Source organism: Pedobacter sp. UBA5917 (genome assembly GCF_002432345.1).
GTDB lineage: Bacteria > Bacteroidota > Bacteroidia > Sphingobacteriales > Sphingobacteriaceae > Pedobacter.
The window spans coordinates 1-9461 of sequence record NZ_DJDT01000362.1; the positions used below are offsets into that span (position 1 = coordinate 1).

General features: G+C 41.0%; 11 protein-coding genes. 6 read left to right on the top strand and 5 right to left on the bottom strand.

Translation table 11 applies throughout. The annotated features are described in order from the left end of the window. Positions 1–103 precede the first annotated feature (103 nt). A complete protein-coding gene (locus B2V92_RS25165) occupies positions 104–982 on the bottom strand; it encodes an oxidoreductase (RefSeq protein WP_293313297.1) in 879 nt (292 codons plus the stop codon). A 153-nt stretch (positions 983–1135) separates the two neighbouring features. Between B2V92_RS25165 and B2V92_RS25170 the strand changes: the two genes are divergently transcribed. The 4 genes from B2V92_RS25170 (at position 1136) to B2V92_RS25185 (ending at position 3698) form a co-directional block, all read left to right on the top strand. Beyond that, positions 1136–1327 carry a hypothetical protein gene (locus B2V92_RS25170; RefSeq protein WP_293313299.1) on the top strand — a complete coding sequence of 64 codons (192 nt, stop codon included), beginning with the start codon at positions 1136–1138 and terminating at the stop codon, positions 1325–1327. Positions 1328–1427: 100 nt separating this feature from the next. Further along, positions 1428–1859 carry a MarR family winged helix-turn-helix transcriptional regulator gene (locus B2V92_RS25175; RefSeq protein ID WP_293313300.1) on the top strand — a complete coding sequence of 144 codons (432 nt, stop codon included), beginning with the start codon at positions 1428–1430 and terminating at the stop codon, positions 1857–1859. Between the two features lie 4 nt (positions 1860–1863). Then, entirely contained in the window at positions 1864–3123 is a 1260-nt protein-coding gene (locus tag B2V92_RS25180) for an MFS transporter (protein ID WP_293313302.1), read from the top strand. Between the two features lie 11 nt (positions 3124–3134). After that, positions 3135–3698 (top strand): isochorismatase family protein, encoded by a 564-nt coding sequence (locus B2V92_RS25185; RefSeq protein WP_293313304.1) that lies wholly within the window; start codon positions 3135–3137, stop codon positions 3696–3698. Between the two features lie 271 nt (positions 3699–3969). Here B2V92_RS25185 and B2V92_RS25190 read toward each other — a convergent pair whose 3' ends face one another. Beyond that, on the bottom strand, positions 3970–5661 hold the full coding sequence (locus B2V92_RS25190; protein ID WP_293313306.1) for an arylsulfatase: 1692 nt from the start codon (positions 5659–5661) through the stop codon (positions 3970–3972). A 125-nt stretch (positions 5662–5786) separates the two neighbouring features. After that, positions 5787–6161, bottom strand: a complete 375-nt coding sequence (locus B2V92_RS25195; RefSeq protein WP_293313308.1) for a DoxX family protein — start codon at positions 6159–6161, stop codon at positions 5787–5789. A 22-nt stretch (positions 6162–6183) separates the two neighbouring features. Between B2V92_RS25195 and B2V92_RS25200 the strand changes: the two genes are divergently transcribed. Both B2V92_RS25200 and B2V92_RS25205 read left to right on the top strand, forming a co-directional pair. After that, a complete protein-coding gene (locus B2V92_RS25200; protein ID WP_349681448.1) occupies positions 6184–6654 on the top strand; it encodes a helix-turn-helix domain-containing protein in 471 nt (156 codons plus the stop codon). 96 nt (positions 6655–6750) lie between these two features. Beyond that, on the top strand, positions 6751–7281 hold the full coding sequence (locus B2V92_RS25205; RefSeq protein WP_293313310.1) for a hypothetical protein: 531 nt from the start codon (positions 6751–6753) through the stop codon (positions 7279–7281). Positions 7282–7744: 463 nt separating this feature from the next. Here the strand turns inward: B2V92_RS25205 and B2V92_RS25210 are convergent, their stop codons facing one another. Further along, entirely contained in the window at positions 7745–8626 is an 882-nt protein-coding gene (locus tag B2V92_RS25210) for a glycoside hydrolase family 16 protein (protein ID WP_293313312.1), read from the bottom strand. 56 nt (positions 8627–8682) lie between these two features. Further along, the coding region (locus tag B2V92_RS25215; RefSeq protein ID WP_293313314.1) for a hypothetical protein at positions 8683–9461 on the bottom strand (779 nt) is incomplete at its 5' end.

A 9461-nucleotide genomic window follows, 5' to 3' on the forward strand; every position in this document is an offset into this window, starting at 1 on the left:
GCCCGCCTGCTTCGGGCAGGGAGAGATCTATCTAGATAGATTTCTCGACTGCGCTCCACTCCGCTCGAAATGACGCTAATGAGAAAGTTTTGTTACCAATAACTTACTTCTTAATAAAAGACTTCCCTAAATCGGTAGCTAAAAAATTCTCTGCTTCATCATGATCGGTTGATAAACTTACATCCATCCATTTTTCCATTTCGGCGGTTCTTGCAGCATCGGCCTGTTTAAGTAAACCGATGGCCTCGCTGCCCAACACCAAATGCACAGGAGGTTCGGGGCTTTCTACCAGATCGAGCATGGCTTTTGCAGCTTTTTCCGGATCGCCCATAGGTACAAAATTTCCGCTTTTAAAGAAATCAGAACGTTTTTCTACACTGTTTTCATAACCTTCTACTGCGGGCGCATAGGTCATCGAATCGCCGGCCCAATCGGTACGGAAACCGCCCGGCTCTACACTGGTAACATAAATACCTAAATCGACCACTTCTTTAGCCAGTGCTTCAGTAAAACCACCAAGACCAAATTTTGCAGCCTGGTACATACTTAAACCGGCATTACCCACGCGGCCACCTACCGAACTGATCTGTAAAATCCTGCCTGAACGTTGTTTGCGCATAAAAGGCAATACGGCGCGTGTAATCTCAATCGGTGCATATAAATTGGTTTCCAACTGACTGCGTACCTGCTCTTCGGTAAAAGCTTCGGCGGCACCAACAATGCCAAAACCTGCGTTATTTACCAGTACATCTATTTTACCGAAATGTTCTATTGCCGCCTCTACTGCTAAATGAACCTGATCGTAATCGGTAACATCTAAAGTGATCGGGAAAACCTGATCGGGATATTTTTCTACAAAATCATTTAAAGCTTCGGTATTTCTTGCTGTTGCAGCAACAAAATCGCCTTTTGCCAATACCTGAGCTGTAAGGCTGCGTCCCAATCCGCGGGAGCTACCTGTTATAAACCAAACTTTTTTCATTTTTTCTATCATTTATTATATGTCAAAGGTAGGTTCATCTGCAGATCAACGCTTTGTTAAAAAGCTCAATTTGTTTTGCTAAAAAGCTCAATCATCTTACATGAACCTTTTTAGCCGATTGGATGTTAAATAATAATGATCAATTAAAATATTATGGCAAAGACAACGAAAAAAGGTAAAAAGAAAAAGGATAAAAAGAAGGGTAAGAAAAACAAACTGGGGGTTAAAAATTCGTTGGTAAACAATATCAACGCCAGGAAGAAAAAAGGTAAGTCCAGATCAAAAAAGAAATCGAAGATCAGTAAAAAGGCCTATAAAAAAATGCAAAAGGGCTGGAAGAAGTAGCCATTTATAAATTAAATGTCTATTTAAACAATAAACATAACTTCTTTAAGCAAAACAATATTATATTTGTAAGGCAAACTTATCAGTTTTACTTACAATAATGAGCACAAAAAACAGTCACGATATCGCTACGCAGCTCCGTCCGGTTTTAACCCGCCTGGTGAGGAAAATGCGCAAGCTTTCACCAGCAGATACCCCGTTATCCCAAACCGAAAGGGCCGTATTGGTTTCGCTGGAGAACCAAAGCCTTTTGGCTGCAGAGCTTGCGGTGATCGAAAAAATAACGCCACAATCAATGGGGCAGGTAATTACCCACTTAAATGAGCTTGGGCTGATCGAAAAAAAGCCATCCGATACCGATAAGCGTAAAATATATCTTTCTATTTCGGCATTGGGGGAAGAAATGATCCAGCAGGTTCGCAATGAGCGTAGCGAATGGCTGAGCAAAGCCATAGCCGAGGTATGCAATGTGCAGGAACAGGAAATTTTAAAGGCAGCAATTGGCCCTTTGGCCAAACTGGTAGAATATTAGGATCATGAAAATCAGCACATTTAACGCCTTTAAAAGCCGTAATTATCGTTTATATTTCGGCGGACAATCGATTTCCCTGATCGGAACCTGGATGCAGAAAACGGCTGTAAGCTGGGTAATCTATTCGGAAACCCATTCTAAATTTATGCTGGGTTTAACGCTTTTTGCCAGTTTATTCCCATCCTTTATATTTTCCTTTTTGGGCGGCGTGGCTTCCGACCGGTATAACCGTTACAAATTATTGCTGATTACACAAGTAGCCTCGATGATCCAGGCGGTGCTGTTAACATTGCTGATTTTCTTCAGGCATTACTCCGTATGGGAAATTATTGCTTTAAGTGCTTTACTCGGATTGATTAACGCTTTTGATGTTCCGGCAAGGCAATCGCTGGTTTACGAAATGGTTGATGATAAGGCCGACCTGCCCAATGCGCTTGCGCTAAACTCATCCATGGTAAATTTATCGAGGCTAATCGGACCGGGTTTAGCAGGATTGGCTTTAGAAAAATTTGGTGATGATATCTGTTTTGGACTTAACGCGGTGAGTTTTATTGCCGTGATCGGCTCTTTACTGATGATGAAATTGCCAAAATATATTGCCAAACCCAGCACCAAAAATGTAGTGGAAGAACTGAAAGAAGGTTTTGCCTATATCAGGAAAACACCTTCCATCAGCATTATCCTCGTTATGCTGGCACTGATCAGCTTAACGGTTTTACCATTCAGCACATTAATCCCTGTTTATGCAAAGGATATATTTAAAGGTACTGCCTCTACTTTTGGCGTAATTGATAGTGTGATTGGTTTAGGTGCTTTTTCCGGTGCTATATTTTTGGCATCGTTAAAACCCGGCAGAAACCTCAGAAAGATCCTCGCCATTAACACCTTGATTTTCGGGATGGGGCTGATCTTATTTTCGCATACCACTTATTATCCGATTGCCCTGGTTTTTGCTACCATTTCGGGTTTTGGTATGATGTCGCAGATTACCATCAGCAATACCCTGATCCAAACCACGGTTGATCCTTCAATGCGCGGTCGTGTAATCAGCTTTTATGCAATGGCATTTTTCGGTATGCAACCTTTAGGTGGATTGCTCGTAGGTGCCATTTCGCAATGGATTGGCACACCCGATACGGTTTTAATGGAAGGTGCAATTGCCCTCTTTATCGGCACCTATTTATACCGGAAACTGAGGAAAGATGAAATAAAAAACACCGCTATCAAACCGGAAATTAACCAGCTCGAATTAGAAAAAATATAAATTAATATAAAATGGTTACTTCAATAGATAAAAAAACAGCTCTGGTTTTAATCGATCTTCAGAAAGGAATTGTACAATTTCCCGTTGTAAAACCCATTAACCAAATTTTGGAAAATGCCGCAGCATTGGTTTCCGCATTTCGTAAAGCAGACTTACCCATTGTGGTGGTAAATGTTGATCCGACAAAATCGCTCCTAAATAATCTGCGTACAGAGGCTAATGCCAGGTTTACCAGTTTTCCTGATGAGTGGTTTGAAATTGCACCAGAAATCGAAACTACAGAAAATGATGTTTTTATCACCAAAAATGCGTGGAATGCTTTTACAAACCCAAACCTGGATACTGAACTGAAAAAGCGTGGAATTACCGGAATTGTACTTGCCGGCGTTTCTACCAGCATTGGTGTAGAAGGCACAGCGAGGGCGGCAAGCGAACATGGTTACAATATCACTTTTGCAGAGGACGCGATGACGGATACTAACGCCGATGCGCATGAACACAGTGTAAAAAGAATCTTCCCGAGATTGGGCGAGGTTGATTGTACGGATAAGATTATTGAAGCCTTAAAAGGTTAGATAGTCCAGGCAGAAACACTGTCACCCTGAGCCTGTCGAAGGGTTTTAATGTTTTTAACTATACTGATCTTAGCGCTTCGCTTAGACCTTTAATCTATTATTATCCATTGTTTTAGTTGCCACAGATGCACGGAAAAACACGGATCCGCTGGATTCTTCGGTGGCCCGGCGAAGCGAAATCTGTCTAGAGATAGATCTCTCCCTGCCCGAAGCAGGCGGGCATTCCACTGATTCTATCGGTCGGTGTCTCACCGACCGAAGCCTTAATCCCCTATGGCTTAGGCAACACATGGTTTTCCTTTGCCCAGGCCTTCCATTTCGCAGCCAGCTCTTTTACTTTATCTGGATTTTGGGCAGCCACATCGTTCAGCTCCGTTTTATCATTTTTAATATTGTAAAGATGCCAGGTAGAATCGTTAGAAAGGTTTACCATTTTCCAATCGCCGGCACGTACAAACCTGGCGTTAAAATGTTCGTTAAACAAAGTTTCGTGCCCGTTTGAGATTTTTCCTTTTAATGCGGGTACCAAACTCACACCCTGCATGGGTTTAATGTAGTTGCCCTTATAATTTTGGGGATATTTCGCATTGGCCAGGGCTACAAAAGTGCTCATAAAGTCCATTACATGTCCAACCTGATCGGTATAACTTCCTTTTTTGGCCGTAATACCTTTTGGCCAGAAAGCGATCATCGGGGTATGTACGCCACCCTCGTACGATTGTGCTTTAGCCAGTTGATATGGTGTATTGGCCACATTTGCCCAAATTGGTCCGATGGAAGTATAACTGGTTTGCGGTCCGGGCATTACTTTTTTATAAATCGGATAAGCAATTTTTTGACCTTCCCTCGTTTCGCTTGGCCGATCGAAACCTGGCCCGTAACGCATGGCATCTTCCGGACTGGCACCATTATCGCTCAAAAAGATAATCAGCGTATTATCCAGTTGATTGGTTTCTTTTAAGGTTTTTATAATGCGGCCTATGCCCTGGTCCATCCGATCAATCATGGCCGCATGTACTGCCATTGCCATTTCGTCAAAGGCTTTTGTTGGGTTATTTTCCCATTTTTCGGTCGATTTTCTTGGAGACAATGGAGCTGTTTTTGGGTCGATAAGTCCCATGGCAACCATTCTCTTATATCTCGCCTCACGGATGGCATCCCAGCCCACTTTATAGGTATCTTTATATTTGGCAATGTCTTCTGGTTTTGCCTGTAATGGCCAATGTGGTGCATTTTCGGCAACATAAAGGAAAAAAGGTTTATCGCCTTTGCTAAATTCACGGATATAAGTTGCTGCAGTATCGTTAATCGCATCGGTATGGTAATAATCTTTAGGCACGTCTTTAATTGGCGTGGTGCCGCTTACCAGGCTAAAAGGATCAAAAAAATCGACTACTCCCCACAACGTTCCGAAGAACTTTTCGAATCCCCTGCTAGTGGGATATTGATCGATCGGAGAAAATAGCGGGAAAGATGTTTTATGGTTCAACCAATCCAATTGTGCCTGTGGTGTTGGCTGTTCTATCGTATTAGAAACATGCCATTTGCCCGACATGGCTGTTCTATAACCTGCATCTTTTAAAACTTCGGCCAGTGTTACTGTATTTTTAGTAATGGCGCCGCGGTAACCTTCTACATCCCGGTCGGTTGTCATTTCGCCGACGCCAGCGTTATGGTTGTAAAGTCCGGTTAACAAAGCGGCCCGAGTGGGACAACAGCGTGAGGTATTGTAAAAATTCCTGAAACGCACACCCTGATTTGCCAGATAATCGATGTTGGGTGTTTTAATTTCCCCACCATAACAACCAATATCCGAAAAACCCAGATCATCAGCCAGGATTACAATGATATTTGGCCGTTTATCCAACGTTTTTTTAGGTTTAGGGATACCGGTAAAAGCAGTTAAAATGCCGATTGATCCGATTAAAAAAAGGCTTGAATATTTGGTAAGTGTGCGCATCATAACCCAAATTAAGATAAAATTCTGAAAGACAGGATTTCATCAATTAATTTGTTGCATACACAGCTAAATCGATTTATAAATAATAATTAACTGATTGGTGAGACACCAATCAGTTAGACCTTAAATTAAGAATTACCGGCTTTCTGTTTGTGATAAGAAAAGTACGACAGCAATAAAACGATCAGAAATACAACTGGCCCTATGCGGTTATTAACCGGATCGCCAGAAACGGTGTGTGCAATAAATGCAGAAATAAAAGTAAACGCAAAACCTGCGTAAGCCCACTCTTTTAAATTTCCTTTTATCGGAATCAATAATATAACTGCACCGATAATTTTCGCGATAGCCAGTTCTATTCTAAAATAATCAGGGTAACCCAAATGATGAAAAGCCTGTTTAATCGTTCCGTTGGTAAGGTAAGAATAGGCAGAAAAAAGCATCATTAACGAAACCAAAGCCGTTGATATCCAATAAGTAATTTTAAGTGTTCTTGTTTTCATATTATTTTTTTGAAGCAAACATATGTACTTTTGCTATCCAAAAGATACTAGTATCCCAAAGGATAGCGGTATCCTTTACGAAAGCATATACCTTTGTATTATGGGACCAGCAAAAGAACACAAGAGTAAAGAAGCCTGCACTGCAAGTTTAAATGCGGTAAAAGATGCGCTTTATGTATTAAACGGCAAGTGGAAACTCCCTTTGATTATCAGTTTACAGGAAGGGCCGCAGCGTTTTAACGAGATCCAGAAATCGTTGGGAGAGATTACACCTAAAATCTTATCGAAAGAACTGAAGGATTTAGAACTGAACGAATTTGTAATACGCAAGGTTTTTTCTACCACGCCGGTTACTGTTACCTACGAATTAACACCTTACAGCGAATCGTTGGATAAAGTAATTTTCGAATTAAGGGAATGGGGATTAAAACACCGCGAAAGATTGGTTAAAAGCAGAAGAACTGAAAAAGAACTAGAGCCTGTTGATGCTTAAAATGCGCTATTCTACCTAAAAAGCTATTTATTACCGCTAAAAAAGCAAAAGACTGATAATGATAAAATTCGGCTATCTTTGTGCAAAATAAAATCGATGGCGGTATTACATAGAAAAGAAGAAAAAATTCAGGCAGTGCTGGGTAGGTTGCCTAAAAAATATACAGACGAACAATTTGTAGAGATGTTTATCAGACTTTACTCTAAAGATTGGGGCAAAATAAAATCAGCTTATATTAAACAATCGCAGGATAAAGAGCCTGGAACAATCATTAATATGCCTAAACCAGAGGTATATTTAAAGCAGATTCTGGCCAATTACCTGCAACAAGATCATGCGCCTAAGGTAGCCGAAGTTAAAGAAGCAGTTGTTGAGGTACCTGTTATTGAAGAAAAGAAAGCAAAAGCACCTGCTAAGAAAAAAGAAGCTGTAGCTGAAGAAGTTCCTGCAGAGACTAAAAAAGCTAAAGCACCAGCAAAAAAGAAAGCTGAAGCCGCTGAAGAACCGGTAGCAGAAGTGAAGAAAGCAAAAGCACCTGCCAAGAAAAAAGCAGAGGTTAGCGAAGAAACTCCTGCCGTTGAAAAGAAGGTTAAAACCGCAGCAAAAAAGCCTGCAGTAAAAAAATAAAAAATATTTTACACCGAATATAATAAATCGCCTTTTTGGTTGTTTATATATATGAGAGCGTTAATTTAGATGACGGGGATAGGTCGGTATGATCGATCCCCGTTTTTTTATGCCTGCTATATTTGTTTAAACTTTCTCCTAAAGAGATTTTTAATCCATAGCCGTCACCCTGAATTTATTTCAGGGTCTTTCTAGCATGATGGATGCTGACCACGAAGTAGCTATTAGACCATTGAAAAACAATAGAAATGGCTAATAAAATAAATTCAGCATGACGGTCAAATTAGGGAAAGGTGGCTAAAACCGATAGAAGCGCATAAATATTAATCGAACTCAGGTTTAAAGACTTATTTCAAGTGATCTGTAGGGTACACAGACCATGGAATAAAAAAGTGGCCTGCGAAAACACAGACCACTTAAAATCCGCTGAATCCTCAACGGATCACAATCAAACTAACGTATCTTATTTTTCGATCATTTTATAGTACCGAACATAATCTACTTCCATTTTTTGAGGCCAGATGTTATCATCAACTCCCTGGGCACCGCCCCAATCGCCACCAACAGCAACATTTAGCAAAAGGTGGAAACGTTTATCAAAAGGCCAAACCTTATAACCTGTTCCTTCGTTGGTAAATTCGAATACCTTTACATCATCAAAATAACCACGGATGGCAAAAGGTGTCCAATCTACCCGGTAAAGGTGAAAAGCTGTACTCGCACCATCTATTTTTTTGGTAATGGTTTTCTGGGTGTTGATTTTAAAGTAATAAGCCTCACTATGGGTAGTAAAATGCACCATATCCTGATCGTAACCTACATGTTCCATAATATCAATTTCGCCCGATTTTGGCCAATCGCCATAAGCCCGGTCGGTTGGCAACATCCAGATAGCTGGCCAGGTACCCCTTCCGCTAGGCAGTTTAGCCTTAATTTCAAAACGTCCATATAAAGCATCTAGTTTATTGCGGGTTACCATACGGGACGAAGTGTAGGACATGCCGCCCATGTTTTCCTTTTTAGCAGTAATAGTTAATATCCCACCGGCAACACTGGCATTGTTGGTGCTATTAGTATAATACTCCAACTCGTTGTTCCCCCAGCCGCTACCTCCGGTATCATAATCCCAGTTGCTCGAAAGTGGGGCACCGGTATTGGTAAATTCATCGGCCCAAAACGGGCTGGTTTCAAAAGTCCAGCCTTTATCAACAGGCGGTCCCGTTGGTACAGGCGGTACATAAACCAAACCATTGTCACCACCTTTTTTTGAACAGGAACTTAACGCAATTGCACAAATAGCAACTGCGAAAACCACACTTTTAAAATGCTTTACTGAATGTATCATCGTATTAATTTTTTAAAAATGGGGCAGTTTACAAACTGCCGCCGGTAAATCAGGCATTACTTAAACTCAAAATCATCAACGTAAAATATGCCCGGAGCAGGGTGACCTTCGCCACCAAGCTGAACCACAATTTTATCGTAAAGCGTTTGGGCAGCCGAGGCCGAATAATCAAACTCCAATTGTATCCACTTATTATAATCAGTAGCGGCTATTGTTTTAACAATCTCAATCTGTGTTTTATAAGCGTCGCCTCCTAATAAGGAGTTCTGTAGTTTAACCGAAACCTTTGGCTGCAATGTTGTAAAATCATTTCCACCAGGAATGAAAACCTTTAAGCGGATTTTATTTTTTGCTGCAAGGTCAAAACGATATGGAAGGGTTACATTCAGGTTTCCGTACTGACCATCGTCGCCTGTTCTTTTTTCATAATAACCCACTTTTGCTGATGTATTAACAGGAAATTTTGCAGGATTATCGTAAGGACTGGTAAAATTGATGTTTTCGGCATTCCAGGTGAAATTGGCAGTGCCCTGAAAATCATCAGAAAGGTTTGCCGCCTGAATAGGTTTCTGTACAATTGGACGTACATATCCTTTTTTAATCAATTTTAAATACCAGGCATTACCACTATTCGCTTTATCCAAACAACGCAACCACATTTCGTTTTCATTTAGCGATAAAATCTGATACTGCGATACGCCCAGATAATAACTGATAAAACCACCGCCTGAGATGGTAATGTATTTTACACCATTGGTTTCGGTTACCAGCCAGGTTAAATTGGTTGGCGGGGTATAATTTACAGTTGGATCATTCGCCCCCGCCGGCCCGCCAA

Excerpts from the sequence above, each read along its gene's own strand:
- B2V92_RS25165 (WP_293313297.1), bottom strand. The coding sequence starts at position 982 with ATGAAAAAAGTTTGGTTTATAACAGGTAGCTCCCGCGGATTGGGACGC.
- B2V92_RS25170 (WP_293313299.1), top strand. The coding sequence starts at position 1,136 with ATGGCAAAGACAACGAAAAAAGGTAAAAAGAAAAAGGATAAAAAGAAG.
- B2V92_RS25175 (WP_293313300.1), top strand. The coding sequence starts at position 1,428 with ATGAGCACAAAAAACAGTCACGATATCGCTACGCAGCTCCGTCCGGTT.
- B2V92_RS25180 (WP_293313302.1), top strand. The coding sequence starts at position 1,864 with ATGAAAATCAGCACATTTAACGCCTTTAAAAGCCGTAATTATCGTTTA.
- B2V92_RS25185 (WP_293313304.1), top strand. The coding sequence starts at position 3,135 with ATGGTTACTTCAATAGATAAAAAAACAGCTCTGGTTTTAATCGATCTT.
- B2V92_RS25190 (WP_293313306.1), bottom strand. The coding sequence starts at position 5,661 with ATGATGCGCACACTTACCAAATATTCAAGCCTTTTTTTAATCGGATCA.
- B2V92_RS25195 (WP_293313308.1), bottom strand. The coding sequence starts at position 6,161 with ATGAAAACAAGAACACTTAAAATTACTTATTGGATATCAACGGCTTTG.
- B2V92_RS25200 (WP_349681448.1), top strand. The coding sequence starts at position 6,184 with ATGTACTTTTGCTATCCAAAAGATACTAGTATCCCAAAGGATAGCGGT.
- B2V92_RS25205 (WP_293313310.1), top strand. The coding sequence starts at position 6,751 with ATGGCGGTATTACATAGAAAAGAAGAAAAAATTCAGGCAGTGCTGGGT.
- B2V92_RS25210 (WP_293313312.1), bottom strand. The coding sequence starts at position 8,626 with ATGATACATTCAGTAAAGCATTTTAAAAGTGTGGTTTTCGCAGTTGCT.